Source organism: Streptomyces sp. NPDC058086, from assembly GCF_042885015.1.
Taxonomy (GTDB): Bacteria; Actinomycetota; Actinomycetes; order Streptomycetales; family Streptomycetaceae; genus Streptomyces.
In genome coordinates this window covers 19,602-45,107 of record NZ_JBHVST010000092.1, presented here as the reverse complement: position 1 = coordinate 45,107, position 25,506 = coordinate 19,602, and the positions used below count along the sequence as shown (strand labels likewise).

Sequence of the window (25,506 nt, the reverse complement as noted above, 5' to 3'; positions counted from 1 at the left end):
GCTTCACCGGAATGGTCACCAGGCCAAAGGAAATGGCGCCGCTCCACAGCGGTCGGGGCATCACAGACCTCCACGACAACCCCGAGCCCCACCAGTGTGGGATCTCAAGTTCGGCTGCACAATCTCACCGCCCGCTTCATATCGACGGCACTCTCGACTGGCCGACGAACCCCGCCGCAGCACCTCCCACCTTGTCTGAGGTCACGGCTCCCTACCCGTCTCACTCTCCGCGCGCGGATGGGTGAGCTAGCCTGCCCGCATGCGCGGACAGTTCACCGGCTGGCCGGAGCAGGCCATGGACGTGTTGTGGCAGCTCCAGGGCGAACCGACCCACGCGACCCGCGAGCGCTGTCGCGCGGACCGCGAACGCCTGGTCCGGCAGCCGATGATCGCCCTGCTCAACGCGGTCGCGGACACCGACCCCCGATACGAGGACTTCTCCGTCTGGCACTACCGCACCGACTCCTGGTGGTGGCAGCACCAGAGCGCGGTGATCCGGCTCGGCCGCAAGATCGAGATCGGTCTCCGGTTCGCCCTGGACGGCCTGCGGGTCCAGGGCGCCTGGTGGTACCCCGATCCCGGCCAGGTGGACATGTTCCGCAAAGCCGTGGCCTCCGAAGGGAGCGGCCGCGAACTGTCCGCCATCGTCGACGACGTGCGGAAGAAGGGCTACGACATCTCCGGGGACCTGATGAAACGCCCCCCACGCGGCTATCCGACGAACCACACCCGTACGAACCTGCTGCGCCACCGTTCGCTGATAGCCGCCCGTCCCCTCGGCTGCGAGGAATGGCTGCACACCCCCGAGGCGGTCGACCGGGTCCTCTCGGCAGCCGCCGACCTGGACGCCCTGCTGATGTGGCTGGTCCGCCACGTGAAACGCGCCCCCTGACATCACGAGGGCGCCGCGCGGCACGGGAGGAACCACACCCGTGCCGCCAAACCAGGCGGGGATGCACCGAGAGCCGAGACAACCGCAGATGAAGCAGCGTGAGGCACCGCGAGAAGCCACAGGTCACAGCCTTGGTGGATCTCGACGGCGAGGCCGTCATCACTTCTCCGGCCTCTGAAGAGAGTCACTTCTTCCCCTCCCGCACTGAAAACCCCCACCCCGGGGAAACTGCCTGATTGTGGCAGGCCCTGCACAGGGCAGTGACCCTGAGCCCCCCTTCAGCTGCCCCTGACCTGTTACTCAGCGTCATGGAGCGGCGGGCGTCAGCCCCGAATACGCGATACCTCGAGATGCGACCTCGCCAGTCCCGAGGACGGATCCAGGCCTCGCCCCTCTGGGGGAGTTCGGCCTCGAGGTCCCGGTGAGCCGGGACACGATAGTTGGAACCGATGTCGCTATGGGTGGGGCAGGCCCAGCCGATGTCCCGCCCCGGAGCCCGGCGCGGGACGGATCACTTCGCGGTGCGGTTAGAACTTACCGCCGCATGGTCAACAGGGCTTCACCCACCAGACCCAGGTCCAGTCGGCGGAGTCATCGGCGCTGAAGGCGCCCGAGTCGCGCCAGCGCGTCACCCCGTCCGGGCCACTCTTGAACTGCGCCACCGTCCCAGGTGTTTGGTTGTTGACCCATGAACCGTAGCCGGACCAGGGCATAGACTGGTCGATGCAGCTCGTCCACGCCTTGACGTCGCCGTCGTAGGACACCGACTGGTACGCACAGAAGTATTTGTAGGGGCAGTTGTACCCAGCTGCCGTTGACGACGAGATGTCTCGTGCCTTCTTCTCGCCGGGCAGTGCCAGCAGGATGAAGCTCCCTTGATCGTCGACGCGGATCTTGTTCACGGCTACCTGCGACCCACCGACTTGCTTCAGGTATGAGTTGACACGCGATTGCAGTGACTGCGCCTGCGTTGCCGTCAGCCCAAGCTCTTCGGCCTGCTGGTTGAAACGCGCGTGCTGCACGCCCTCTGTGTCGGCACGTGAAGTTCCCGCCACCGCGATGACGACGAGAAAACTCGACACCATCGCGACCAGGATCCTACGAAGCACGGATGAATCTGAGAAAGTTCGCTCGGACACGAAAGAACCTTTCCACTCTGCTGCATACGGTGACTCAATCGGTATTGCTGCTACCGCGGCACACTCCGGTCGCCAGACAAGAGGTATGGGCCTCTTGTGGAGAACCAGGCATAGTCAGCATTTGGGTAACGAGCACCACCGGCAAGCCTTTCGATGACCGTCGAAGTGTCAGGCCGGACGCGACCTCCAGCAGCTCAGACTGAGACAGGGCCATCGTGCACTCCCACCGCATGAACTGGCGTTTTAGCAGGGAGAGTTGCACGATGGCCCGCCTTTGGTCAGGGAGCGGCCACCCGCATCAGGTGTGCGCCCCGGGCAGACGCCCGCGCACTCCCACACCTTGATCGGCTACACCACGACAAGGGGCACGATCATGTGGCGAGGTGACCTGGTGGTCTTGACCTACGGGGACACGCTTGTTGGAACCATCTGGTCACGCTTCTTGCGACGTTCGGCGCATCGCCATTCATGTTGGAACCAGTTCCGGACATCTCGGGCCTGAGGCGTCCGCGGTCCGCCTCCAAAGCAACAGCACTTATATAAGCACTGTTATGATGCCTCTCATGGCCGACCCTCATGCACTCGACCCGACGCGACAGAGCCTCTGGCGACCCCTGCGCCTGCTCCAGGCGTCAATGGACGCCGACATTGCCCAGGTCTACTCCGAGCAGCAGATCGACGGGCTCAAGCCCAGCTATGTGATGGAGTTGCTCCGGCTTCACGCCTGCGGCCCCATGACCATCGCGGAACTGGCCGAGTCGGTCCAGCGCACGCATTCGGCACTCAGTCAGAAGGTCGCCGCGATGCGCACGGCCGGCTGGGTCCAGACCGTCGTGGGCGACGACGCGCGCACCAGGAAGGTGACGCTCACCGACAAGGCCCGCGGCGTCGTGGATCGCCTGGCGGCGGAATGGCGGGCCACCGAGGCTGCGGTCGCTGAGTTGGAGGCGGAGATTCCCTACCCGCTCTCCCAGATCGTCACCGATATCGAACGGGCTCTTGAGCGTAGGAGTTTCCACGACCGGATCGCTGAGAAGCTGGCGGAGGATCCTGCGTGGGGTTGAAGCGCACGCTGATCGACGTGACTCCGTTACGGTCGGCACCACCGTTCCGGCGGTTGTGGATCGGGCAGACCCTGTCCGGTTTCGGCGGCCAGATGACGCTCGTCGCCGTCATGTTCCAGGTCTGGCAGATGACGGAGAGCACCACGTGGACGGGTGCCGTCGGGCTGGCCCAGGCGGTTCCGCTCGTCGCGCTCGGGCTGTTCGCCGGCTCGCTCGTCGACCGGGTGGACCGCCGGAAGTTCTACCTGCTCACGATCAGCGGACAGGCCGTGTGTTCGCTCCTCCTCGCATTCCAGGGCTTCCTTGGGCACGTTCCTGCCGCCGGTGTTCTGGGGCTGGTCGCACTCCAGTCCTGCTTCGGCGCAGGCAGCGGCCCCGCCTCGCGCACCTTCATTCCGCACCTCCTGCCCAAGCACCAACTGGCCGCGGGTCTGGCGCTGAGACGAATCGCCTTCCAGGGCGCCATGCTCCTCGGTCCCGCACTGAGCGGACTGATCGTGGGCGGGCTGGGAGTCGGCGCCTGCTACCTGATCGACGCCCTGACCTTCGTCGCCGCGCTCTACGGTGCGTTCGGCCTGCCGAAGATGGACCCCGGGGACGAGCCCGCACGGCCCGGCCTGCGCGGAGTACTGGACGGTCTGGCCTTCCTGGCACGCACCCCCGTCATTCGCGGGGCCCTGCTCACAGACCTGGCCACCACCGTGCTGTCCATGCCCATCAGCCTGTTCCCCTTGATCAATACCGAACGGTTCGGCGGCAACCCACGCACTCTCGGGCTGTTCCTCACAGCCATCGCCGTCGGCGGCGTTGCAGCGTCGCTCTTCTCCGGGACCTTCACACGGTTCCCCCGCCCCGGCCTGGCCATGCTTGGCGGATCCGCCACCTGGGGCGCAGCGTTGACATTGTTCGGCTTCTCGCCCAACCCATGGGCCGGTTTGGCCTTCCTCGTCATAGCCGGCGCCGCCGACACCGTCTCCGTCCTCTCCCGGAGCACCGTCGTCCAGATGCACACCCCGCACGAACTACTCGGCCGCGTCAGCGCTGCCGAACAGATCGTCGGGCAAGCGGGACCCGACATCGGCAACATGCGCGGCGGTCTCGTCGCAGACGCCACCTCGGGAGCAGCAGCCCTCGTCAGCGGTGGCCTGCTATGCCTCGGCGCCGTCGTTGTGGTGGGCGCCACCACGGCAGACCTGCGCAGATCCTCCGCACCGCCCCATCCACATACAGCCGCAGCTAGCCCATGAGTCTTGCTCCGAGGCGCGCAGTCACTGATTCCAACTCTCGTGACCAGGTTCCAACTAACGTGTCACGGCTCACCCGGACCTACCACCAGGGCGCCTTTGTGGCCAAGTAGCACTGCGACTGGCCAACTATCGCTGCTGTGACGGAGCACGACAGATTGCGAGTGGAGCACGCCAACCTGCGAGTCGTACGGCCGTCGCACTCCGTAATTCCGGGTCGCGGGATGGCCGCTGGGAATCCGCCGTGGAAGGTCCGTGCAGAAGTTAGGCTCCACCCATGTCCGAGTCCGTCCCCGATCCTCGTCTGCAGTCTCTGATCGACAAGCTCCGGCCGGGTCCCGTGAGGAGCGTGACGGTCGCAGGGTTCGACGGAGCGGACGTCCTTGTCCTCCTTGGGGAGTCGGGCGAGGAGGACAGCGAAGTCGCCCGCATTCCCCGAAATGAGGTGTCGACCCGTCGCGCCGATCACCCGTCCGAGGTCTTCACGGTGGGCCAGCAGATCGAAGCCGAGGAGATCGGACGCTGGCGAGGGCAGCTGAATCTCTCGGCCCGTGCCTGCGAGAACCCCGAGCTACGCGCCTTCCTGGTGGCCATTCTGCCTGGACAGATCGTCTCCGGGACCGTGTCAGGGGTTCACAATTTCGGGGTCTTCGTTCATCTCGACGGCGAGCCCCAAGGGCTCTGCACTGGGTTCATTCGCGTGCCCGATCTGACGTGGGACTGGATCAATCACCCCTCGGAAGCAGCTGAGGTCGGCCAGCGGATCACCGGTGAGGTGATCATGTCTGAGACGCGCAGCGCCCAAGTCACGATCTCCCTGAAGGCCCTCCTGGAAGACCCCCTCGTGCGGTTCGCTGATCAGACAGGTCATGTCCTCACCGGGATTGTCACGAAGATCGTCCCGTTCGGCGTGTTCGTGCGACTCGCCCCCGGCATCGAGGGGCTTCTGCACGTCTCCGAGATGACCGACTCGCCAGTCGAAAGCCCGGACCAGCTCGTGAGCGAGGGCGACCAGATCACGGTGCGGGTTGCGGAAGTCGACCTTCAGCGACACCGCGTCAGGCTCTGTGCCCACGACTCCTGAGTTCGGGTCGCTGGGTGACGTTGGTCAGTGACCGGGGCTGACGACCTCTGGGCAGAATCGGTCGGAGTGGGGTAATCGGCTGGTCAGTTCGCGTCGATTCTCTGGCAGTTGCAGTGTTTCGCCCGCCAGGGGGAGAAGACATGGTGATCTGGTGGGGTGGGCAGCTCTGCGGCGGCTTTGATTAGGTCCGATTCATGCGGCCTGGAGGAGTTGATCATCCCCTTCGAGGGTGGATCTGGCATGCGGGCTCGCCTGAGGCTGGACGGGGACTGGTCACGGCGGTGGAGTGGGTCCTGGCTGATCGGCGAGGGGCTGGTGGCCTGGCCGATCAGCGACATGGCCACGGTTCCTTTCGGGTCAGCGAAGCCGGTCCGGCGCTTCACCTGGCGGGCCCGGCAGGGACACCGACCGGGCCTGCTGTTCATGGTCTCGACCGGGCGGCATCACGGGTTCGAATCGCTGGAGGAGATGCGGCTCCTGCTGGCGCTCGACTTCCTCGCGGTCGTGGATGTTCTGGCCCAGCCGTTCGAGCTCGACTTCGAGCACACTGCAGGCCGCGGCCGACATACCCCGGACTTCCTGGCAGTGCTGCCCGGTGGCGTGTGGTTGTTCGATGTTCGGCCCGGAGATCGGATCGAGGAGTCAGACGCCCTGAAGTTCGCCGCCGCCGCGGAGACGGCGGCGGTCTGCGGCTGGCGGTATTCGGTGGTGACTGGCTGGTGGCCGCACGTCTGGAGTGGGGTGGACCATCTGTCGTCGCAGCGGCGTTCGCTGCAGGATCAGGTGGGATTGGCACCGGAGCTTATGGCTGCGGCCCGCCAGGGTCCGACCAGCTTCGGAGACTTGGCCGCCACTACGAGGCTGCCGGTGGTCGCCCGCGCCCACGCGGTCCATCTGCTCTGGCACCGTCGGCTCGGGATGGACTTCGGGACACCATTCACGGATGCCTCGTTGGTCTGGGCAGCCGCCGACGCAAGGGCGCGCGAATGACGACGGGCAGGAGGTTGAGCAAGCTCGCGGTGGGAAGCCGGCTCGCGCTGAATGGGGTTGAGTGGACCGTCGAGTCGATCGAGCCGCAGTTCGGCCTGCTCCGCCTGGTCCATGAGGACGGACGGGTCGACGAGCGGTCGATCCGCTGGCTGGTGCACCACCCGGATGTCCGGCCGCTCGGGGCCCGGCAGCCGGAACAGCGGCAGCAGCAGGCCGGGCAGATGCGGTCCCAGGAGGACCTGACCGACATCCAGTTGCAGCGGGCCATGATCAGGGCCGAGCACGTCCGGGAGGCTGCGACCGGCTTCCGGGATGGCCATCCGTCGCGGGCCCGGCCGGGAGAACCGAGGTCGGCCTACGATCCGGACCGGACGACGTTGACCCAGCGGCGGCAGGCGAAGGTTGACGAGCTCAGCGCGATTCCCCCGCACGAGGCGGAGTTGCTCGGGCTGAAGGGCCTGGGCCTGGGCACGCTGCAGGGCTTGACCGCCCTGGAGGGCGAGAGCCTGCTTCTGGCCTGCGCGGACGGCCGGTGGACCCGTCGACGCGGCGGGCATCCGAGTATCACGCAGGAGATCCGCGAGGCGATTTTCGCAGTCAAGAGGGAGTGCGGGCCCCGGGCCCGGATCGGGATGCCGGCCAAGCACCGCCTGCTGCATCAGTATGTTCGCGAGACCTTCCCCGAGTTCCCGGTCGAGAAGATCCCGTCGCGCTGGACACTGGCCCGGGTCTGGCAGGAGTGGTTCGGGCCGGGCGGCAGCCGTCAGCGCTACCTGCGGACCGCCGAAGCCGCGGCGGAGGCCGGGGTCGGGCGGCGGTTGGTGGTCCACCGACCGGGGCAAGTCCAAGTACGACCGCATCCACGGCTGTCTGCAGGCCGGTCTCACCGAGGACCTCACCGAGACCGAGCTGCTGGCCGGCCTGCTCGTCGTCCGCGCGCTGCGCGACAAACTCCTCGAGGACGAGGCGCGGCTCATCGCCGCCGCCCGCCGGCGGTTGGCCTCCGCGGCCGAGCCGGTCATCTGGTGCAGCCACAACCCGTACGCCACCGACTCCATCTGCTCCGGCGTCAGATACAGCCGCCACCGCTTGATCCCGTGATCACACGAGGCCGTACGGACCTGCTCCGCCAGCCCGTCGACCGGCGGCACCTGGAGCTGGCCGGTGAGGCCGACGAACACACGCAGTGCCGCCATCTGCGACGGGATCAGCTCCACCGCCTGCCGGTCTGCTTCCTGCTCGCCGGGCGGGGGCTCGGCGCGGGGGCGGGACTGGCCGTAGGTGAGGGTGTCGTGGCCGTACGGCGTCGGCCGGGCCGCCCACCGCACGGGCCGACCCTCCAGCTCCGACAGCTCCGCACGGTCCTCCCTGGAGGCGAGCTCCACCAGGCCCTGGTTCTCCAGGGCGTTCACCTGCTGCTGATGCGGCGGAAGGAGCTCCGTGTCCAGCGTCCAGCCGTGCCCGGCCGCCTGCCCGCGCTCACGCAGCGCCTCCAGCACCGACAGCGCCCTCTCCCAACTCCTCATCCCACTCCCCCGCCGTGTGCGCCGCGCCCGTACGCGTTAGCCGACCGTAGACGTCGATGCCGGTCCACGCGGCGCCAAGGCGGGGATGGCCAGCCCATCGCGGGAATCCGTCCGACGCTCGGTACACGCTCGGTCGAAGCCCGCAGAATCACGGCCTGGCCGCCGAGGCGGGAGCATGACGGCCGACCACCCTGCGCCAGGTAGGCGATCATGGTCTCCGGGGCGGGATGGTTGGCGTAGGGTGGGGGAATCCGACGCGGGGTGGAGCAGCTCGGTAGCTCGCTGGGCTCATAACCCAGAGGTCGCAGGTTCAAATCCTGTCCCCGCTACTGATGCCTGAGGGGCTGGCACGATGTGCCGGCCCCTCAGGCATGTCCAGACGCGAGTCACGCGGCGGTACGGCACGTACGTCAGGCGAGCCGACTCGCGCCGTGGGCGTGAAGGGGCGCCGGCAAACAGGACGTCACGCGCTTTGCACCACCGACCGGCACACACAGGCGGCCCCGAAATGCCACTGCTGTGGTGCGGGCCCGGCTGGCCCCGTGGTCTGAGGGCCGATCCTCTGCGGCGTCTTGGCTGATCAGCCCCAGTTCTTCAGCGCATCGGCGACCTGACGCACATCGCGGCGTCCCTCGATGACGTCGCTGACCACCGCGATCGCCTCCTGGCTGCCGACCTTCACCTGGATACCGCTGGCGTGGAGGTAGGCGTAGGCAACCTGCGCGGCGAACAGCTCGTTCGAATGCTCGAGGGCCGGAATCCGCGCGAGGGCATGCAGGAGCGCAGCGGCTCGGTGGTGCACAGCCGGGTAAACCAGGGTCCCCATGACCTCGTGCCGATGGCGGGCGACGGCGGCGGCCAGCGCGCCGTAGTCCGTGACATCGGGGTCCCCGGGCACGAGGTTCTGCGCGATATCAAGCAGCCACCGCTCGTCGATGAGCACGACGGGCGGCATCAGGCGGCGTGGCTGCTGGAACCGGTCCCGAAGCGGTCAGCGAAGGCCTGCCCGTGCTCCTCGACGAAGGCCTTCGCACCCTCGAGGAACCGGGTGCGCGCAAGGTCGGTGGTCAGCCGCCGGCTCGCGTACTCATCTGGGTCCTCATGGTCGCCTGCGGCGAGACGCTGCAGCTCCTGGTACGTCTCGTCGTCGACCTTGATGCGGATTTCCTTCGACATGCCCCCACGGTAGCCCGGCACGGCCACCGGCGGGGAGGGTTGATCTGGAGTGGTCCACCACGAAGACCAGCCCACGACCACGCGTCGGCGATGTCTTCGTACTCTGTGGGGTCGGCGGGATCCGGCAGGTAGCACATCCGGTCATCGACACCGGGAAGCTTGTCGTACAACTCCCGCATCAGGAATGGCCGCGGCGTGCCCGATACGCAGGGTGCCCATACTATGACAAACTGCGACAGGTCAGTGGGTTCCGGGACACCGTACGGCGCCCGAAACGCGCTGGTCCCGCGGACGAGGGACCAGGCGGAACTGGTCAGCCCCGGCCACTGCTGGCCGGACCGGTCGTGCCCAGGGCACAGCCCCTTCCCGAAGCGCTCAGCGCGGGTCGTGTGCCGACGGCAGCACTTCGCGCAGTGGGTCGGCAACCGAGCGGCTGTGCCCGGTCGTCCTTCGAACGTGTCACACCCGAGCCCGACCCCGTCCTCAACTCCGCCGGACTGGCCTCACTGCGCCCATGGCGCCACCCCGGAGGCACCGGTGGGCTGCCGCGGCATCCGTGTGGCCAGCTACACCGCGTGTCTCGCACACCTGTCTGCCTCCGACCGCGACGCCTATCTAGCCAGCCTGGCCCCCGGTACCGACATCGATCACCGCGGCACCAGCTTCACCCAACGTCTCCTCAACGACCTCCTCGATGCGCTTCGCGACCCCACCACCAGGTATCCCTGCTTTGGCGCCGCCTCGTTCGGGTCGGCGATCTTCACGACCCCCGCCACGTTCGGGTCGGCGACCTTCACGGCCCACACCGACTTCAGGGCGGCGACCTTCCAGCACGATGCCCATTTCGGGCGGGCGATCTTCCAGAGCTCCGTCGGATTCGTCTCAGCGACCTTCCAGGGCCACGCCGCCTTCGAGGCGGCGACTTTCACCGACAGCGTCACATTGAGGTTCCCCCGAGATGCGGAGTGTGTTGACAGAGGGTCAGATGGGACTCATGAGAGGAACATCGACCATGGCTGCTCCCAGGAAGTACTCGCTGGAGTTGCGTGAGCGCGCGGTACGGATGTATCGCACCTCCGACCCCAAGCCGCAGATCTAGAAGCTCGCGGTCGATCTCGGAGTGCATCCGGAGGCCCTGCGCGGCTGGATCCGTCAGGCCGAGGCGGACGCCGGCGAGCGGGATGACCGGCTGACCACCGAGGAGCGAGCGGAGCTCGCCGCGCTGCGCAAGGAGAATGTCCAGCTCAAGCGGGCGAACGAGGTCCTGCGGACGGCTTCGGCGTTTTTCGCGGCGCAGCTCGACCCGACCCGGCCCAGGTGACTGCGCTCGTTGACGAGCACCCGCACCTGGGGGTCGAGTGCGTACTCCGGGAACTTTCCATCGCCTCCTCGACGTACTACCGCTGGCGTCGTGCCGAGCGCGAGCCGTGCGAACGCCGGCGCCGGGACGTGGAACTCACCGAGCAGATCAAGGAGATCCACGCCGACTCGGGCGGGATCTACGGCTCACCGCGTGTGCACGCCGTGCTCAAGCGCGAGGGCGTCCACGTGGGGCGCAAGCGGGTCGAGCGGCTGATGCGCGAGGCCGAGATCGCGGGGATCAGCCCGCGCCGGGGCGGCTTCACGCGCCGCGATCCCAAGGCCACACTCGCCCTGGACCTGGTCGAGCGGGACTTCACCGCACAGGCGCCGAACCGGCTGTGGGTCACCGACCTCACCATGATCACCACCGGTGAGGGGCCCTTGTGGCTCTCGGCGATCCTGGACGCGTTCTCCCGCCGGGTGGTCGCCTGGGAGACCTCCGCCCGCGCGGACGCCGACCTGGTCCTGACCACCCTCGAGTACGCGCTCGCGAGCCGGGAAGTCGAACCGGGCAAGCTGATCCACCATGCGGATCACGGCTGTCAATACACATCCGTGAAGCTGACAACTCGACTGCTGCGAGCGGGAGTTGACCTTCCGCTCCAGCCGAGCAGCCATCCGCGCAGCTGTCCATGAGTTGTCCGACGCCGACCTGCCCGGCGTCGGTGATCTGCTCGCGGAACGCGACGCATCACCGAGGAGGCCGGACTGCCGCACGGCATCTGGAACACGGCCGGGCGGGCCGGCCGCGCCGGACGGGAGACCGAAGGCCACGTCATCCTGATCGCCAAGAACGCTGACGCCGCCCGGGAACTCCGCAGCCGCTACCTGAACCGGGACAAGATCGAAAACGTCACTTCTACGATCGCCTCCCTCTACTTCATGCTGGTCATCGCCCGCCTGGGTAGACGGCCCGTGGCCGGCCGGGACCTTGCTGCGCTGGACCTGCCTGACCCCAACCCCGGTGGAAAACTTGCCGAGTGGGCGGAGGGATTGGACATCCAGCTCCTAGCCCTGCTCGCCGAAGAGGTCGTCGACACCCCCGACCAGCACCTCCTCGAGCAGGCCGCCCAGGCACTCCTCGCCGACACCCTCGCCGGACACCAACTCGGGTCCCAGGAATGGTCCCTGGCCCTCTGGCCCGCTTCTCCGCTCGCCGCGTTGCCGCCATCGCCCAGCGCCTGCCCGACCGCCGAGCGCGCGCCGCGATCGTCCGCACCGGCCTCAGCGTTCAGGGCGGCATGGACGCACTCGCTGCCGCCGAGCAGATCTACGCAGCTATCAACGACCGCCCCGAACTGCTCACCTCCGACAACTGGCCTCACCTGAAGCGCCTAATCCTGCGCCTCGCGGTCAACGTGCAAGAAGTCCAGCGCAGCATCCGCCAGAAGGAGGTCGCGGATCACGCGCTCGTTCCGGTGGCTTCCGACTGGATCGCCGGTATGTCGGCAACCGACCTCCACCAAACGCACCAGGGGGAGCTGCTCACCCGCGACATAACCGCGACGATCAGTGCGATCGACAAGATCATTGTCCAAGACCTCGCCTGGGTCGTCTCCGCGCTGCTCCAGTTCTTGGAACTCCGGCGCGGTATCCCCGCCGAGGGGCACCTGTCCGCTCTCCCCGCCATGTTCAAATATGGGGTTGGCAGCCCCGCTGCCTGCTACGCCTCCAGTATCGGCATCCAGGACCGCGCCGCAGCGACCGCCCTCGCTGCCAACTGCCCATACCCGGAGCCGACCTTCGGGCAGTTCCTCGACTGGCTCAGCCAGCTCATCGCCGAAGAGATCACCAGGTTCACCGACCCCGACACCGCGCGCCTCCTCATCCGCAGCACCGAACGCCGCAGCCCCCGCGCCGCGCAGGCCACGATCCTCGGCGGCACCGGGACCTTCACCTGTCCCCTACGCGGCGTCCGCCATGCCGGCAACGCCACCTACCTCGCTCAGCTGCCGACCGGCACCCCCCTCGAACTCGTCCGCGACCACAGCAACAAGGCTGACCCGAACGCCGTCCAAGTCCAGCACCAAGGCATGTTCCTCGGATGGATCGCTCGAGAGATCGCCCGCCCGCTCGCCCTCGTCCTCGCCGACGACTCCGCACCCCACACGTATACGCAGCTGAGCACCGCCCCTCGCTCCCTTGCACTTCAGAACGGAACCGACCACTTCTCCGTCCACAACGCGATCACTCTGACCATCATGCTCACCCCGCAGTGACCACCCTCGCTGTACGCTCCGTCGGCCGCATCACCAACGGTCTGGCCCTGCCCGGCATCAAGGCCTGATCAGTACAAGGACTCGAAGTAGTTCTCGGCCGCGATCTGCCACCGGATCTCCTCGTTCTTGAGTTGCGGCGAACAGTCCCGGCAGGCGGTCTGGGCTCCAACGGGGTGTGTCCTGGGCTTTATGTTTGGCTTGATGTGAACCGTGTTGGCATGAGATGAGGTCTCTGCCAGGAAGGATCACAGATGGGCAGCATGGATGAGCAGGGCGGCCCCCGCGAGAGCGAGCACCAGGTACGAACGGGGGCCGAGTTGGCACGAGTGGTCGAGCAGAACCGTGAACTGGCCGAGGAGTTGGTGGAGCGCGCCCGCCGGGACGGGCTCCAGCTGATGGGCGAGACGGCCTGCTGACCGGGCTGGTGAAGCCGGTCCTGGAAGGCGCCCTGGAAGCAGAGATGGCCGAACACCTCGGCTACGAGAAGGGCGACCGGGCCGGTGCTGGCTCGGGGAACTCCCGCAACGGCACGAGCCGCAAGACCGTGCTCTCCCCCTCGTCGTCGTCCCCTCCGCGGGGTTGTCAGTATTGGTGCAGCGCTTCTTCTAGATCGTGGCCGTCGCCTGCGAACGGCGGCCAGCTCACCGACCACATCAAGTCGGCGATTGACCGCTCTCCTGGCCACGTAACTGCGAAGCAGGTAAAGGAAAATGGGCACTCTTGCTAGCATCACCGCAGGTCAAGAAGTGTCGTCCCCGCGCCCGCGGGGGTAGCTCTGTTCACTACTTGCAACCGGTTCACGCAGATCCGTCGTCCCCGCGCCCGCGGGGGGAAGCTCGCCCGCTGCTGGCTGCGTCGAAAGTCACCACCTGCGCGTGGTCGGCCAGTTCGGGCGCAGTCGCAGCCAGGATGCGTCGAAGCCCGATTGCCTCCCCGAGCGCGAGCGGATCCGCCCGTCGCGCCGGGCTACCCGGGCCAGGTCGAGGCCGGTCGGCTCAGCCTGCTGGGTCACGTGACCACCCTCACGTGGTCGTCGCTGATTGGCAGGGCAGCCAGCGGAGCGAGGCGCTCAGCCCACCGCCCGCGCGGCTTCGGAACGGCCGCCTCGGTCGCTTTGGAGGTAGCTGCTTCGGCAGTGGCGCGTAGCTGCTGAAGCCGTGTGTCCAGCAGGTACTGGGAGGTGCGCTCGCGTGCCGCGTCGGTCGCGTCGCGAGCGGCGGTGGGCGTGGTCTCCCCGTCGGGGTTCCAGTGGTGGCGGCGCTTGCGGAGCTCGGCTGTGTGCGCCAGCTCGGCCTCGGTCTGGGCCTGGGGCGAGCGGGCCAGGAACCTCAGCGCGCTGCTGCGGTACTCATCGGCGGCCTGGCGTACGGCTTGCAGGGCGGTGAATGCGAGGGCGGAGGTCAGCTGCTCGGGGGTGTTGTGCACTGCGTGGTGCGTGTTGATCAGGTCCAGCAACTGCTGGCGGGCGGCCGCGATCTCGTGCTCCAGCTGGCCACGCACGTGCTCGGTCACCGCCTGGACGTCGGCCGCGTCGTCAGTGTCCGCCGCTCCCGCCACCGCGACCAGCACGGTTTTCTCCACCAGGGCCTGCGTCTGGCGCTGGTATCCGCACGCCTCGCACAGCCCGGCCGACCTTGCCGTCCCGCAGTCCGCACACGGGCGAGCCCGACGTACGGCCTCGGCGGCGGCCGCAGCCTCCCGCTCGGCCTGGACACGGGCCTCGGCCGCGGCGCGGACAGCCTGGCGGCGGGCCCGCTCGGCCTCGGCCTGCTGGCGGCTCCGCATCAGGTCCTCCGCCTCAAGCTCGGCCCGGTGGCGCAGGCGCTCCTCGATGGCGGCCTTCCGCTCCGTCGGATCGGCGCTGGGCATGGCCGCATCGACCTCAGCGGTGATCCGGGCCCGCCAGGCACGCCGGATGTGGAGCACATTGGCGCAGTTCTCGCAGTCGGCGCCAGTGTCGAGCCGGATGCCGTCGTCACAGCGGCGATCCGAGCACGCCTGGCGCTGGACCAGGCCCCTCCTCAGCAGCCAGCCCATCGGCTCACGCACCAGGGCCTCGCCGCGGACCTCCTGCAGCCGGTCGGTAAGCCGGTCGGCAAGCAGTTGCGGAGCAGCCTGCGGGGAGGAGATTCCCTCCAGCACGTCCAGTGCCCGGCTGACGGCCCGGCTCGCGACCTTCTGCTGCCCGCGGCTGAGCTGAGACCACAACCACAACACCGGTGCCAACGCCACCCGCAGCCGCAAATCGGGCAGGTCAGCGACTCCCCGCCCCTGCTGCTGCCTGCCACCGTCCACGACGGTCAGACGAGCCCGGCTAGCAGCAGCCACCTCAGCCTGTACTCCCACCTCAGCAGCCGGGGACTCCTTCGGCTGTTCCCCGCGAAGCGGGCCACCCTCGCCACTGCTGGCGGGCAACTGGTCACCGGCAACGGAGTCCGGGGCCTGGTCCTCGCCCGTACACGCGCGCTCCGGCCGACGACCGTTCCCCCTACGGCCTTCGCCGGAAAAGCCACCAGCAACAGCAACTCCACCGATTTCACTAGCCACAGAAGTGTGATCAGTGTGAAGGGCTATCGGAACGTCGGGCTCTGCCATCTCCGCCCCGACCTCCTCCTGAACCTCACTGACCTGGGCATCCGCGGCCGCGCCAGGAGCGTCAATACGCCCTGCCGCAACATCGGGCTCTGAGGGATCGGGATCCACAGTCGTCGCGCGATCCTCCTCGCCGTTGGCAACACCGCCACGACCGTGCGCAGCGGTCACCGCTGGCACCATCAACCGCGAGCGATGCGCCAGACCCGACGCCGTCCGCAGACGGATCCGCCGGACCAGACCCCGCTCCTCCAGCCGCTCCAGCACCCGCTCCCCCGTCGACGCCCGGCAACCCAGCAGCCGTGCCACCGTCGCGGCCGCACGACCGCGCTTGGTGTCGACCAGGCCGCCGCACTGCCGCACCCGTCCCGTCTCCGTCGCCTCCAACACCAGCAGCAGCAGTGCCAGCCGGTCGGTCGCGGCCCCGCACCCCGTGCGCGACCCGAGCAGCCCGGCCGGGGTCACTGACCCGTCACGGTGCATCCAGCCGGGTGCCATCACGGCCTCCAACAGCCTTAGCAGCGTCGCGAGTTCCGCCTTCCGCAATGCCAGTGGGTGCCCGGCATCGCCCCTCGCCGCCCACATCGGCAGCACCTTGCACTCCAGACCCCGGTCCTCCCCATACTCGCCGTGCGCTGTCGCAACCTCCACCACACCCGAGCGGCGCAGCCCCGGCACAACCGAAGAGGCAACGGACGACACCGACATCCCCAGCCACCGGCCCAGCTCCCCCGACCGGATTTCCACCACTCCCGTCGCCGACGGCGTCCGCGCAGCCAGCACGATCACCGCCAGCCGCACCGGGTCCTTCGCACCCTCCAGTCCCGGCGCCTCCAGCATCGCGCGCACCGCACCACCCAGCCGGCCTCGAGCATCACGGCCCAGCGCCAGCGGACGCCCCGGACCACGAACCGGTGCCGGACCCGCCTGCTCCGGCACCGACCGCAGCACACGATGCCGCGGTCGCGGCACCTGAGGCCTTACCGCGGTGGCCGCCGCCACCCCGGTCATCGGACCACCCGGCACGGAACGCGAGGCGGCATGCTGCCGTCGCGGACCGCTCCGCGATCCAGTGGCCACGACACGACACCGAGTGCCCGGAAATCGTCGCGAACAGCGGGACATACCAGATGAATCGGGCTGTGAGATTGCTCGAGATGGGACATCGCAGGTCCGCAAATGCGGATGAAACGGGCATAAGTGGGCTGGCGAAAGCCCAAGACGTCGTGCAGAATAGCGACGACCCCCTTCTCTGAAGGTGGGCACAACGAAGCCCCCTCGGGGTGCTTCGGGTTCTGGGAGAACCAAGTTCGAACCGCTCGCAGCCGGCTGGCACCGGGGCGAGCAGCTCCTCCAGCAAGGCCCTGGCAGGCCTCACGGAGAGCAGGTGGGGACTGATCGAGGCGACTGGCATCACCTCGGAGTCAGGCCCAGGGCGGCTAGAAGTCCTGCACTTGCAGGCGCCGCCCTCTGACGGTCTACGTCATCGCGGCCCCCTCGACATCAGAGGTGCGGGCTGCGGCAGAAAACACGAACACCCCGCCGAAGGGCCAGCGTGCGATCACTCGCTGCTGGCACCACGGCGGGGTGCTGTATGTCTGAGGCAGAGTACGGGTACCCTGATCCACGTCGATCATCTTGCTCTTGCTGAAAAGGGTGGTCGGCTGGCCGTCGGACTCCTTCCACAAAGTCCGTTGGCCCGCCCCCTCGACTTGTTCAAGGTCGTGGGGGCCATTTTTCTTTTGATCAAGCTCGGGGACACGATACTCCCCCAGTGCGCCCTGTGGGGCAGTCGGGGCGGACGTTTCGTCAGGGAGCTTAAGCAGCGGCCCGACTGGCACGGAACCAATCCCAAGACCACGTCGCCGTACGGTCATTTGCTGCACCTCCCGTTGTCTTGTCGCGAAGCCACCCGCAAAGGATCGCCAGTGACTCAGGAAATCGTATATGCGCAGGTCGAATTGATAGAAGCCCCAAAGCAATCACGCGCAAGAGAGAAAACAAAGAGGGTCCACGTGAACCATTTCTCCGTTCCCGTCGGACGGGCAGCTCTCCATCTTGGTATCCCGTCTGACGGCACCGAAGGGGCAGAGTTCATGATCCCAAGTGATCCATCACCACACCTCCCGCGAAGTGGTGTGGTGGGCGCCGGATAGAGTCGGTGATCGTGCGACGACTCGCGATCTTCGACTTGGACGGCACGCTGGTCGACCGGCAGGAAGCGTTCAGCGAAGCCGTGGCCGCCCTGTGCCGAACACGCGGCCTCGGGACTGTTGCCGAGCAGTGGCTGCTCACTGAGCTGGCCGAGCGGGCCAACGCCGCAGACTTCGTCCGATTCCGAGAAGCCTTCGGTCTGGACGAATCCGCGGGGCAATTGTGGCGGGCGTACACCGACGCGATGGCGGCCACCGTCCGGTGTCGTCCTGCAGTCCTCGACGGCCTGGCTCAACTCCGCGCCACAGGCTGGACGATCGGCATTGCAACCAACGGCGCTTCCGAGATTCAGCGTGCCAAACTGGCAGCCACCGGTATCCGTGCCCTGACCGACGGCATTGCAGTCTCCGGCGATATTGAAATTCGCAAGCCGGATGTGCGGCTCTTCGAGCTCGCGGCGGCCCGCTGCGGCCGGAAACTCTCCGAAGGCGGCTGGATGATCGGCGACAATCCCGAAGGCGACATCGAGGGCGGCCGACGGGCCGGCCTGCGCACCATCTGGCTGCGCGGCCGCCCCTGGCCCGACACGATCCCCGCGCCCCACCATGCGGTCGACGACGTCACCGACGCCATCTCCCTCCTGCTCAACAACTCGGAGTAACCCCGTGAGCCAGCAGACCGTCGGCATCCTCCACCCCGGCAGCATGGGCGCGGCCGTCGCCGCGTGTGCCGCAGCTAACGCAGCCCGCGTCCTGTGGTGCACGGAAGGGCGAAGCCCAGCGAGCGCCGCGCGCGCCGAGCAGTTCGGCCTGGAGCCGGTCGCCACACTGCCGGAGCTCCTGGACCAGGCCGACACGGTGATCAGCCTCTGCCCGCCCGCAGCAGCCGAAGAGCTCGCAGCCGAAGTCGCCTCGCACGGCTTCGGCGGCTGGTACGTCGACGCCAACGCCATCAATCCCGAACGGATGCGGCGCATCGAAGACCTGCTCACCCCACACGCCAAAGCCGTCATCGACGGCGGCGTCGTGGGCTCGCCGCCGATCGGCAGCAAGACACCCACGCTGTACCTGTCCGGGCCGGCCGCCGCGGCCGAGCGCGTCGAAGCACTCTTCACCAGCACGGCCGTACGCACCAAGACGCTGGGCAGCGAGATCGGACAGGCATCCGCGCTGAAACTCGCATACGCCTCGTTCCAGAAGACGTCGCGGGTACTCGTGGCGCTCGCGACCGGATTGGCCCGCGAGCACGGAGTCGACCAGGAACTCATCACCATCGCCGCGCAGCGCAGCGACTCATACCTCTCCGAGACCGAGTACATCGCGAAGACGGCGGCGCGCGCCTGGCGGTGGGGGCCAGAGCTGGAAGAAGCAGCGGACAGTCTCGAGGCCGCAGGGCTCCCCCCGGAGATGCTGCGCGCGGCTGCGGCGACGCTGGCACGGTGGGACGACGCGAAGGACGACGGCGAGCTCACGCTCACCGACGCCCTCAACCGCCTCGCCCAGCCGTAGGTCATGCCGTCGCCACTCCCGCCCGCTGGACCAGCAGCCGGTCGATGAGGCGGGCCGACTGGTCGGGCTTCGTCGTGACCGTTTCCACCGTGAGGTCCCACACCATGTCCGGGTGCGCCTCCAGGTCCGCGCGGGTCGCCTCCCACGCCGCAAGGCGCGCCGCGGTATCTGCGTCGCCCCGGCCTTCGGACCGATCTGCGGTCACCGCCCGCGGGCACCACAGCAGCACCACAGTCCAGTCGGCCGGGTAGCCGTCGACCAGGGCACGGACGCCGTCGATCTGACCGAGGTGCACCACGGGCACCCCGGCCGCGAACGCGCCGTCCAGACCCGGCTGGTCGATGACATACGTGCTGCTGTACCGGCTGTTCGCGTACACGACGTCGCCCGCGGCCTCCAGCTGCCGCAGTTGCTCCGCCGTGCCCATCCGGTAGCCGGCGGTCTTGCCCGAGCCGATCTTGAGCCGTGCGAACAGCCGGTAGCGCGAGTCGAGGTCCGCCAGAGACTGGGTGACGGTGTCCTTGCCCGAGGCCGGCGGCCCGTACAGAACCACGCCTTGTCGGCGACTCATCCGTACACCGCCCCAAGGGCATGCCGGGCCTGGTCAGCCAGCGAAATCGCTGTGCCCATGCGGTTGTCGACCACCAGGTGCGGCACCGCCGGGCGTAGATCCATGTCCACGGTGGACATGTACTCATCCCACCGCTGAAGCTTCCAGGCGTCACGGGCGGCCGACCTGAAACTGATGTACTCCCGCATGGAGTCGCGGTCGCACTGCACCCAGATCGGCGACACAGCCACGCCCAGGGCGCTGCACCTGTTCGTCAGCCGGCTCATCCAGGCCTCGGAGGTCATCTCCGCGATGAACGGCGCGGTGAGCACCGTCGATATGCCGCAGTTGATGTTGGCGTACGCGGCCTGCATCAAGCAGTCGTACTCCACCGGCCGCACCCGCTCGCGGTACAGATCGGTGTGCCGGTCGTTCGCGTCACCGCCCAACGCGATCAGCAACTGTTCCACCAGCGGCCTTGTCAACGGGTCTTTGTCCAGCAGTGGCCAGCCGGTGAGCTGGGTGAGGAAGCGCGCGAACTCAGTTTTGCCCGAGCCGGCGAACCCTCCGACCAGCACCACCTGCGGACGGTTCGGGTCGCCACCGGTGTGCCTCCGCTTCCACGCGTCCAGGATCCGCTGCTGCAGCCCCATCGCATCCGCTTCCGAAGAGCCAGCGCCGATCCGCAGCAGGGCGCGCTCCACGGCCAGGACATGCGACCCGTTGCGCTGGTCGTTCATCGGGGTGAGCTTGAACTGAGTGTCTTCACCCGGCAACGGATTACGGAACCCCAGCTCAGGGTCGGTCGCCCGGTACAGCAGGCAGTAGGCGCGACGGTAGTGCGGACCGGGATAGACCTCACCCTGCTCGTGCTGCCACAAGGTCTGAGGATTCGCAGCCGGGATGCCCTTGAGCTCGGCCTGCTCAGCAACTTCACGGAGCCTCTCGCCAGCTTTCTCCAGGGTCAGGCCGTGGGCTTCACGCTGTTCGCGTAGTCGGTCCGGCCGCCACCCCGCACGCTGCTTTCCCACCCTCTGCCCCTCCGTCATCGTCATGGCCGCGAGCCTAGAGCGCGGGCCTCAAATCCCATGTGTACGCGGATGTTGAAAACCCGTGAATGAAAGTGCGTACGGGCTTCGACAAGGCGTTGTGATGTTCCGTTTCCTCCGTCGCGAGTGTGATGGCCCCTACAAGACGAACAGATCGAGGGGCGGAGCACGGTGACGGGTGGATGCAAGCGCGGTGGTCTCGGTGAGTGCTGGTCATGCCGGCCGCCGCACCGTGCCAAGAAGGGAGGCCCCCGGAACGTGCCGTCAGGTGACGGGCAGCTTGTACCGCACGCGGTACTTGTGCGCTGCTTTGGTCAGCAGGGACACCTCGATCGGCCGGTCATTGTCCGAGTAGACGACTCGGAATGTGAGCATCACCGGCATGTCTTTGGGGAGTTCAAGGGCTACCACTTCTTCCTCCGTGGGGATCTCCGAGGAGACCTCATCCACAAACTCTCGGGGCGGGTAGCCCAGTTCGCTCAGGAGAGTGGGCGTCCCCCCGCGGATCTTTCTGGGCTCCATCATGGCTGTGCCTTCAGCAAGTCCGAGCGGGTAGTACGACCTGGTGAGTTCGGCGGGTTCATCGTCCAAGAGCAGCACCTGTTCCCGGAGGATGGCCTGTCCTCCCTCCCCGAGCTCAAGGGCTGCCGCGACCTCGTGGGGCGGCGTGACAACTTCCACCCTGAGGAGCTTTGTCGAGCCGCGCTGAGAGCGCTTCCCGGCCTCGGTGATCCAGCGGTACGGCTCGCCGGCTGCTGCTGGAGGCATGTATACGGCGGGCGAGATGGCTTGCTGGGTGCTGCCCTTGACGAAGACCCCCTTCCCCGCGCGGCCTATCAAGAGGCCTTCGTCCTTCAACATCATCAACGCCTTCTGCACCGTCGTTCCCGCGACGCTGTACTGCTCCATCAGCGCTGGGGTCGACGGCAGCTGGGCCCCGGGCATGAGGTCCCCCCGAGTGATCTGCCTCCGCAGCGTGGCGGCGATCTTTTGGTGGGCCGACCGCTTGTCCTCGAACGATCTAGCCATGTCTCAGACGACCTGCTTCTGTCGATACTGGAGGTGTCGGGTCATGGTCATAACGCTGACCTCCATCGGCTCTCCCGCAGTAGACGTGGTGAATCGGGTCAGGACCAAGACGGGCGTGCCGGGCGACAGGCCCAGGGCATCGCATTGGCTGGACGTGGCTGCCGTTGCGGAGACATCTTCGAGCAGGTCGTCCGCAGGAGTGAAGCCCAGCGCGGCCAGCAGTGTGACCGCACCCCCAGGGATCTTTCCTCGCTCGGCCAGGCCGGTGCCGCGTGCGATGCGGGCCGGATAGTAAGAGTCGGCCAGTTCAACCGGCTCGTCATTGAGCAGGATCAGCCGCCGACGGACGACGACCTTCTCGTCCGGTCCTACGTTGAGGAACTCCCGTACGGGGGCCGGAGGGTCCACTTCTTCGACTGCGAGCAGACGCTGGCCGCCGCGTTGGCCGTGTGCTGCGGCTTCAGCACTCCAGGCGTCACGTTCCCCTGCCCGGCGCGGTGCGATATACGGCTGGGTTTCACCCATCCACGCGTCGTTGCTGCCCACCTTGTGTCCCCTCGGTCCGTCGTGACCTACCGCAACCCTAGTGCCCTACGACTTCAGCCAACATGGTTCGACCTTAAGCCTTGCCACCTTAAGGCGTAAGGCCTTATGGTCTCATGCATGCCGTCCCGCAAGGGACGCGCCGACTGAACGACCGCAGCAGTAGCCACCTCGGTGGCCTGGAGTCTGAGGCACTTCTAACTCCTCCGGACCGATCTGTTGTGTACACGTCGCAGCGCAGATGCGCTGTCTGTCCTGCAGGACGCCGGTTCGCCGTGCGGCCTGGAGGGCGGAGAGAGCACCCGCGACGCACCCCCCGTTACTTCGCACATGAGGAGCTCCCTATGCCTGCACCGACCCTCGAACGCACCGCTCAGAAGCGGTTACGCCGCACCCGCACCCGCGCCGTCAGCGCCCTCCCCGCCCTCGCCGTCTCCACTCTCCGGCCGCACGAGTACGACCTGCGGCCCGCCTGCATCTCGCTGGTTTGCCCGAGCTGCCGGACCTGGGTCCCGATCAACAAGCCCGGGACGCTGCGGCCGAAGCTGGTCCCGCACCACATGGAAGAGGCTGGCACCGAGGACCCGCGCCGCTGCCCCGGCAGCCACCGCCTGGTTGTCTTCGACATGGACATCGAGCGCTGGTGGCAGCGCCTGACGGAAGGCGTTGCCGAGACCGACGGCCGCCGCTCGAACCGCGTCACCAGGAAGCCGAAGGTCGCGGTCGCCCCGGCCATCACCCAGATCCTCGCCCCGCTCCTGGACGAGAAGGCCGCGGTCAAGCTGTACGAGGCCCACAACAAGGGCTGCGCGACCTGCGCCCCGTCGGGCCGTAACCGCTGCGCCGACGGCGGCCGGCTCGCCCACCTGGTCGCGCACACGAAGCGCACCGAGCCCGCCCGCTGCACGGCACTCACCATCACGGAGGAGCTTGCGGAGCAGCGAGAGCAGGGACTGTGGCGGCTCCGCCAGCTCCAGTGGGCGTTGACCGCCGACTCGGTTCGCCGGGCCGACATCCAGCGTGTCCACGACGTGTTGGAGGCGACGCTCAAGCAGCACGGCCCGAAGCTGAACGCCTGGGAGCGGGCGGACCTGATGAGCGCGATCACGATGCTCGCGACGAAGGTGGAGCAGCTGAGCCGGTAGTACCCCGCACGAACGACCACGGCCCCGGCCATCCCGAGTGATCGGGGCGGCCGGGGCCGTGGCTGCTCGTACGGCAGCCAAAAGCGATCGGCCCCGGGATTGCGCCCCGGGGCCGATCGTCGTCCCCATCCCGTCTGGGAAAGGAACCAGGTTGACCATCATCATGACATCTCCAGCGCCCCCTGGTGCACCGGGTGACAGCAGTTCGGACATGGACGAGATGCTGCGCCGGGCCCGGCTGTACGACCAGCGTCGTTCGGCGGCGCGTCCGGCACTCCCGACGTCCGTCCCCGGTCTGTACGTGCGTCCGGCGGAGGGCGGCTTCGTCACTCACCTGATCGCTTCCAAGAACTCCGTGCACGCGGTGCGCCGGCTGACCGCTCGGGTGCTCGTGGCCCAGAGCCTGCGCGCCACCGTGGTGGAGGACGTTCAGCTCGTGGTGTCGGAGCTGATCGGCAACGCGGTCCGGGCGTGCGGTGACGCGGTGCCGCTGGTCGTAGAGGTTCGTGCCGTGCCCGGTTACGTCGTGGTGGCCGTGCACGACCCGGCGGGCGACCGGCTTCCGCACCGCCGCCATGCGGCTGTGGACGGCGAGTCCGGGCGGGGCCTGGCCCTGCTGGACGTGCTCGCACCGGGGTGGGCCGTGGTGCCGACGCCGGTCGGCAAGCAGATCCGCTGCCAGGTCGCTGACACCGAGGAGAGGAACTGCCGATGACCGACCCGGCGACGGACGGCCTGTATGAGCGCTACCAGGCCGCGCACACCGCGCATCGGGGTCACCGCCTCTCCCGTACTGCGTGTACGGACACCGAGCGCTGCCCTGCCGGGCAGCAGCTGTTCGAGACGTTCACGCGGCTGCAGAACGACTACCTCAACCGTCAGCGCCAACAGCGGCGCTGATCTCGGGCATTGCCCGTCGTCCCCGCCCCTCGCCGGGCGGGGTCGGCGGAGAGCGTCGGAATTGTCACCCCGCTCAGGCCGTCCGGCCGCCGCCAAAACGCACACAGCCCCAGGGCGGCCGCCCTGGGGCTGTCTCGTACACAACGGACCTTCTGGGAGGCCCTGATGAACCGCTCCTCCATCGTACGCAGCGCCAAGTCCCCCTCCGCCGACCTGCCGGTCAACACGAATTGGCGGGTCCGCGGCGCTTGCGCCCAGGAGGACCCCGAGCTCTTCTTCCCCATCGGCAACACCGGCCCGGCGCTGCTCCAGATTGAGGAGGCCAAATCGGTCTGCCGCAGGTGCCCCGTGTTGGGGACGTGCGCCGCCTGGACGCTGGAGACCGGTCAGACGCACGGCGTGTCAGGTGGGATGAGCGAGGCCGAACGCCGCCGTATCAAGCGCCGCGCCGCCCGCCAGGCCCGCAACGCCTCCTGATCTGGTCTGGCGGCTGCCTGATCCGCCCGCACCGACCGCTTGCACCTTGGCGGCCGGGACGGGCGGTGAGGGGGAGCCGGACAGCCCGGACCGACAGCCCAGGGAGGCCCTGATGGGCACGACGACCACTCCGCTCGACACCGCGACGACCGACGTCGGCACCACTCGGCTGCCGGACTCGCTGTGCACGCACACGCCGCACTGCCCGTCGGCCGACAGCCCGGCGGCGGAGGCCGCCCGCGTCGTGGCCGGCCACCCGGAGCAGGGATGGAGCCTGCTGTGCAACGCCGTGGTGGTCTTCGACGACACCGGCGATCTGCTCCCCGACGGCCGGGTCGTCGACCCGCACCGTCCCCTCGCGATCACGGCCTGACGGCTACCCAATCCCCCGCACCCCGCACCGCACTTCCGTACAGCGGCCGCCCGCACCCCGGGCGGCCCCGTTGTCTCGCCCGCTGCTCCTGGCGACAGTCCAGGGGCGACACCACGAAGGAGCCCTTGATGCCCGGGATATTCGCCCGCTTGACCAGTCCGCTGCGCCACATCGACGCCGACCCGGACCGCCTGGTCCTGGAGGCGCACCAGCTGCTGCGGCGTGCTGAGGAGAACCACGGCGTGTGGGCGGCGATGACCGCGTACGCGGGGATGGCGAGCGTGAAGATCCAGATCGCCCAGTACCTCAAGGAGCATCGCGACTGACCGTCGCCTCGAACCGCCCGACGGGGCCCCGGCCGGAGTTGTCCTCCGTCCGGGGCCGGCGGTTCTCCCGCTTCGCCACGACCGACCAGGCCGTGGCGGGGTCGGAGAGCCGGAACGGCTCGGCAAAGCGAAGAGGCCCCGTGCGAGGGGGCCTCTTCTTTGTT

The 25,506-nt window shown here is 68.0% G+C and carries 28 protein-coding genes, 1 tRNA gene and 2 pseudogenes; 20 read left to right on the top strand and 11 right to left on the bottom strand.

The window, feature by feature from the left end; translation table 11 throughout:
* Positions 1–259: 259 nt before the first annotated feature.
* Positions 260–892 (top strand): DUF2461 family protein, encoded by a 633-nt coding sequence (locus ACFVWD_RS44125; RefSeq protein ID WP_389603666.1) that lies wholly within the window; start codon positions 260–262, stop codon positions 890–892.
* Between the two features lie 548 nt (positions 893–1,440).
* Here ACFVWD_RS44125 and ACFVWD_RS44120 read toward each other — a convergent pair.
* Positions 1,441–1,977 carry a hypothetical protein gene (locus tag ACFVWD_RS44120; RefSeq protein WP_389603664.1) on the bottom strand — a complete coding sequence of 179 codons (537 nt, stop codon included), beginning with the start codon at positions 1,975–1,977 and terminating at the stop codon, positions 1,441–1,443.
* Between the two features lie 617 nt (positions 1,978–2,594).
* Between ACFVWD_RS44120 and ACFVWD_RS44115 the strand changes: the two genes are divergently transcribed.
* From ACFVWD_RS44115 to ACFVWD_RS44095, 5 genes are all read left to right on the top strand, one after another.
* Entirely contained in the window at positions 2,595–3,095 is a 501-nt protein-coding gene (locus ACFVWD_RS44115; RefSeq protein ID WP_389603662.1) for a MarR family winged helix-turn-helix transcriptional regulator, read from the top strand.
* Complete coding sequence (locus tag ACFVWD_RS44110; RefSeq protein ID WP_389603660.1) at positions 3,086–4,342, top strand: MFS transporter; 1,257 nt, start codon at positions 3,086–3,088, stop codon at positions 4,340–4,342. Before ACFVWD_RS44115 ends, ACFVWD_RS44110 begins: the two co-directional genes overlap by 10 nt.
* A gap of 274 nt (positions 4,343–4,616) precedes the next feature.
* The gene (locus tag ACFVWD_RS44105) at positions 4,617–5,423 is read left to right on the top strand and encodes a S1 RNA-binding domain-containing protein (RefSeq protein WP_389603658.1); all 807 of its coding nucleotides are present in this window, start codon (positions 4,617–4,619) and stop codon (positions 5,421–5,423) included.
* Positions 5,424–5,738: 315 nt separating this feature from the next.
* Positions 5,739–6,413, top strand: coding sequence for a TnsA-like heteromeric transposase endonuclease subunit (locus ACFVWD_RS44100; RefSeq protein WP_389603670.1), 675 nt, complete (start codon positions 5,739–5,741; stop codon positions 6,411–6,413).
* A gap of 663 nt (positions 6,414–7,076) precedes the next feature.
* Entirely contained in the window at positions 7,077–7,514 is a 438-nt protein-coding gene (locus ACFVWD_RS44095; protein WP_389603672.1) for a hypothetical protein, read from the top strand.
* Here the strand turns inward: ACFVWD_RS44095 and ACFVWD_RS44090 are convergent.
* Positions 7,466–7,939: pseudogene (locus ACFVWD_RS44090) on the bottom strand (hypothetical protein); the annotation flags it as partial. The gene ACFVWD_RS44095 and the pseudogene ACFVWD_RS44090 sit on opposite strands and share 49 nt — an antisense overlap.
* Before the next feature lie 255 nt (positions 7,940–8,194).
* On the opposite strand from ACFVWD_RS44090, the gene ACFVWD_RS44085 reads away from it, so the two are divergent.
* A tRNA-Met gene (locus tag ACFVWD_RS44085) sits at positions 8,195–8,268 on the top strand.
* Between the two features lie 251 nt (positions 8,269–8,519).
* Here ACFVWD_RS44085 and ACFVWD_RS44080 read toward each other — a convergent pair.
* From ACFVWD_RS44080 to ACFVWD_RS44070, 3 genes are all read right to left on the bottom strand, one after another.
* On the bottom strand, positions 8,520–8,882 hold the full coding sequence (locus tag ACFVWD_RS44080) for a fic family toxin-antitoxin system, toxin component (protein ID WP_389603656.1): 363 nt from the start codon (positions 8,880–8,882) through the stop codon (positions 8,520–8,522).
* 11 nt (positions 8,883–8,893) lie between these two features.
* Positions 8,894–9,115, bottom strand: a complete 222-nt coding sequence (locus ACFVWD_RS44075; protein ID WP_389603654.1) for a hypothetical protein — start codon at positions 9,113–9,115, stop codon at positions 8,894–8,896.
* Between the two features lie 647 nt (positions 9,116–9,762).
* Positions 9,763–10,056 carry a hypothetical protein gene (locus tag ACFVWD_RS44070; RefSeq protein WP_389603652.1) on the bottom strand — a complete coding sequence of 98 codons (294 nt, stop codon included), beginning with the start codon at positions 10,054–10,056 and terminating at the stop codon, positions 9,763–9,765.
* Between the two features lie 179 nt (positions 10,057–10,235).
* Between ACFVWD_RS44070 and ACFVWD_RS44065 the strand changes: the two genes are divergently transcribed.
* From ACFVWD_RS44065 to ACFVWD_RS44045, 5 genes and pseudogenes are all read left to right on the top strand, one after another.
* Positions 10,236–10,436: a transposase gene (locus ACFVWD_RS44065; RefSeq protein ID WP_389603650.1), complete on the top strand. Its 201-nt coding sequence runs from the start codon at positions 10,236–10,238 to the stop codon at positions 10,434–10,436.
* Positions 10,433–11,113: an IS3 family transposase gene (locus ACFVWD_RS44060; RefSeq protein WP_389603649.1), complete on the top strand. Its 681-nt coding sequence runs from the start codon at positions 10,433–10,435 to the stop codon at positions 11,111–11,113. The genes ACFVWD_RS44065 and ACFVWD_RS44060 overlap by 4 nt, the downstream gene beginning before the upstream one ends.
* A 485-nt stretch (positions 11,114–11,598) precedes the next feature.
* Positions 11,599–12,696 (top strand): HIRAN domain-containing protein, encoded by a 1,098-nt coding sequence (locus ACFVWD_RS44055; protein WP_389603648.1) that lies wholly within the window; start codon positions 11,599–11,601, stop codon positions 12,694–12,696.
* Between the two features lie 251 nt (positions 12,697–12,947).
* The gene (locus tag ACFVWD_RS44050) at positions 12,948–13,112 is read left to right on the top strand and encodes a hypothetical protein (RefSeq protein ID WP_389603647.1); all 165 of its coding nucleotides are present in this window, start codon (positions 12,948–12,950) and stop codon (positions 13,110–13,112) included.
* A pseudogene (locus ACFVWD_RS44045) lies at positions 13,085–13,249 on the top strand (transposase); the annotation flags it as partial. The gene ACFVWD_RS44050 and the pseudogene ACFVWD_RS44045, both read left to right, overlap by 28 nt.
* Before the next feature lie 309 nt (positions 13,250–13,558).
* Here the strand turns inward: ACFVWD_RS44045 and ACFVWD_RS44040 are convergent.
* Both ACFVWD_RS44040 and ACFVWD_RS44035 read right to left on the bottom strand, forming a co-directional pair.
* Positions 13,559–13,708: a hypothetical protein gene (locus ACFVWD_RS44040; protein ID WP_389603646.1), complete on the bottom strand. Its 150-nt coding sequence runs from the start codon at positions 13,706–13,708 to the stop codon at positions 13,559–13,561.
* On the bottom strand, positions 13,705–16,227 hold the full coding sequence (locus tag ACFVWD_RS44035) for a hypothetical protein (RefSeq protein ID WP_389603644.1): 2,523 nt from the start codon (positions 16,225–16,227) through the stop codon (positions 13,705–13,707). The genes ACFVWD_RS44040 and ACFVWD_RS44035 overlap by 4 nt, the downstream gene beginning before the upstream one ends.
* 1,228 nt (positions 16,228–17,455) lie before the next feature.
* Between ACFVWD_RS44035 and ACFVWD_RS44030 the strand changes: the two genes are divergently transcribed.
* Positions 17,456–18,103 carry an HAD family hydrolase gene (locus ACFVWD_RS44030; protein ID WP_389603643.1) on the top strand — a complete coding sequence of 216 codons (648 nt, stop codon included), beginning with the start codon at positions 17,456–17,458 and terminating at the stop codon, positions 18,101–18,103.
* A 4-nt stretch (positions 18,104–18,107) separates the two neighbouring features.
* Positions 18,108–18,950 (top strand): DUF1932 domain-containing protein, encoded by an 843-nt coding sequence (locus ACFVWD_RS44025; protein ID WP_389603642.1) that lies wholly within the window; start codon positions 18,108–18,110, stop codon positions 18,948–18,950.
* 1 nt (position 18,951) lies between these two features.
* Here ACFVWD_RS44025 and ACFVWD_RS44020 read toward each other — a convergent pair whose 3' ends face one another.
* From ACFVWD_RS44020 to ACFVWD_RS44005, 4 genes are all read right to left on the bottom strand, one after another.
* Positions 18,952–19,521, bottom strand: coding sequence for a guanylate kinase (locus ACFVWD_RS44020; RefSeq protein WP_389603640.1), 570 nt, complete (start codon positions 19,519–19,521; stop codon positions 18,952–18,954).
* Entirely contained in the window at positions 19,518–20,555 is a 1,038-nt protein-coding gene (locus ACFVWD_RS44015) for an AAA family ATPase (RefSeq protein ID WP_389603638.1), read from the bottom strand. The genes ACFVWD_RS44020 and ACFVWD_RS44015 overlap by 4 nt, the downstream gene beginning before the upstream one ends.
* 258 nt (positions 20,556–20,813) lie before the next feature.
* Positions 20,814–21,578: a GntR family transcriptional regulator gene (locus ACFVWD_RS44010; RefSeq protein ID WP_389603636.1), complete on the bottom strand. Its 765-nt coding sequence runs from the start codon at positions 21,576–21,578 to the stop codon at positions 20,814–20,816.
* A gap of 3 nt (positions 21,579–21,581) precedes the next feature.
* Entirely contained in the window at positions 21,582–22,124 is a 543-nt protein-coding gene (locus ACFVWD_RS44005; protein ID WP_389603635.1) for a GntR family transcriptional regulator, read from the bottom strand.
* Positions 22,125–22,465: 341 nt separating this feature from the next.
* Here ACFVWD_RS44005 and ACFVWD_RS44000 point away from each other — a divergent pair, with 341 nt between their 5' ends.
* From ACFVWD_RS44000 to ACFVWD_RS43975, 6 genes are all read left to right on the top strand, one after another.
* Positions 22,466–23,266, top strand: a complete 801-nt coding sequence (locus tag ACFVWD_RS44000) for a hypothetical protein (protein ID WP_389603633.1) — start codon at positions 22,466–22,468, stop codon at positions 23,264–23,266.
* A gap of 211 nt (positions 23,267–23,477) precedes the next feature.
* On the top strand, positions 23,478–23,981 hold the full coding sequence (locus ACFVWD_RS43995) for an ATP-binding protein (protein WP_389603631.1): 504 nt from the start codon (positions 23,478–23,480) through the stop codon (positions 23,979–23,981).
* Positions 23,978–24,166, top strand: a complete 189-nt coding sequence (locus ACFVWD_RS43990; RefSeq protein WP_389603629.1) for a hypothetical protein — start codon at positions 23,978–23,980, stop codon at positions 24,164–24,166. The genes ACFVWD_RS43995 and ACFVWD_RS43990 overlap by 4 nt, the downstream gene beginning before the upstream one ends.
* Positions 24,167–24,331: 165 nt before the next feature.
* Entirely contained in the window at positions 24,332–24,643 is a 312-nt protein-coding gene (locus ACFVWD_RS43985) for a WhiB family transcriptional regulator (RefSeq protein WP_389603627.1), read from the top strand.
* A gap of 181 nt (positions 24,644–24,824) precedes the next feature.
* Positions 24,825–25,016: a DUF5999 family protein gene (locus tag ACFVWD_RS43980; protein WP_389603669.1), complete on the top strand. Its 192-nt coding sequence runs from the start codon at positions 24,825–24,827 to the stop codon at positions 25,014–25,016.
* A gap of 128 nt (positions 25,017–25,144) precedes the next feature.
* On the top strand, positions 25,145–25,342 hold the full coding sequence (locus tag ACFVWD_RS43975; protein WP_389603626.1) for a hypothetical protein: 198 nt from the start codon (positions 25,145–25,147) through the stop codon (positions 25,340–25,342).
* Positions 25,343–25,506: the final 164 nt, after the last annotated feature.

Excerpts from the sequence above, each read along its gene's own strand:
- ACFVWD_RS43990 (WP_389603629.1), top strand. The coding sequence starts at position 23,978 with ATGACCGACCCGGCGACGGACGGCCTGTATGAGCGCTACCAGGCCGCG.
- ACFVWD_RS44055 (WP_389603648.1), top strand. The coding sequence starts at position 11,599 with ATGGTCCCTGGCCCTCTGGCCCGCTTCTCCGCTCGCCGCGTTGCCGCC.
- ACFVWD_RS44105 (WP_389603658.1), top strand. The coding sequence starts at position 4,617 with ATGTCCGAGTCCGTCCCCGATCCTCGTCTGCAGTCTCTGATCGACAAG.
- ACFVWD_RS44020 (WP_389603640.1), bottom strand. The coding sequence starts at position 19,521 with ATGAGTCGCCGACAAGGCGTGGTTCTGTACGGGCCGCCGGCCTCGGGC.
- ACFVWD_RS44000 (WP_389603633.1), top strand. The coding sequence starts at position 22,466 with ATGCCTGCACCGACCCTCGAACGCACCGCTCAGAAGCGGTTACGCCGC.
- ACFVWD_RS43975 (WP_389603626.1), top strand. The coding sequence starts at position 25,145 with ATGCCCGGGATATTCGCCCGCTTGACCAGTCCGCTGCGCCACATCGAC.
- ACFVWD_RS44050 (WP_389603647.1), top strand. The coding sequence starts at position 12,948 with ATGGGCAGCATGGATGAGCAGGGCGGCCCCCGCGAGAGCGAGCACCAG.
- ACFVWD_RS44015 (WP_389603638.1), bottom strand. The coding sequence starts at position 20,555 with ATGACGATGACGGAGGGGCAGAGGGTGGGAAAGCAGCGTGCGGGGTGG.
- ACFVWD_RS44095 (WP_389603672.1), top strand. The coding sequence starts at position 7,077 with ATGTTCGCGAGACCTTCCCCGAGTTCCCGGTCGAGAAGATCCCGTCGC.
- ACFVWD_RS44125 (WP_389603666.1), top strand. The coding sequence starts at position 260 with ATGCGCGGACAGTTCACCGGCTGGCCGGAGCAGGCCATGGACGTGTTG.
- ACFVWD_RS44115 (WP_389603662.1), top strand. The coding sequence starts at position 2,595 with ATGGCCGACCCTCATGCACTCGACCCGACGCGACAGAGCCTCTGGCGA.
- ACFVWD_RS43985 (WP_389603627.1), top strand. The coding sequence starts at position 24,332 with ATGAACCGCTCCTCCATCGTACGCAGCGCCAAGTCCCCCTCCGCCGAC.
- ACFVWD_RS44120 (WP_389603664.1), bottom strand. The coding sequence starts at position 1,977 with ATGGTGTCGAGTTTTCTCGTCGTCATCGCGGTGGCGGGAACTTCACGT.
- ACFVWD_RS44075 (WP_389603654.1), bottom strand. The coding sequence starts at position 9,115 with ATGTCGAAGGAAATCCGCATCAAGGTCGACGACGAGACGTACCAGGAG.
- ACFVWD_RS43995 (WP_389603631.1), top strand. The coding sequence starts at position 23,478 with ATGGACGAGATGCTGCGCCGGGCCCGGCTGTACGACCAGCGTCGTTCG.
- ACFVWD_RS44010 (WP_389603636.1), bottom strand. The coding sequence starts at position 21,578 with ATGGCTAGATCGTTCGAGGACAAGCGGTCGGCCCACCAAAAGATCGCC.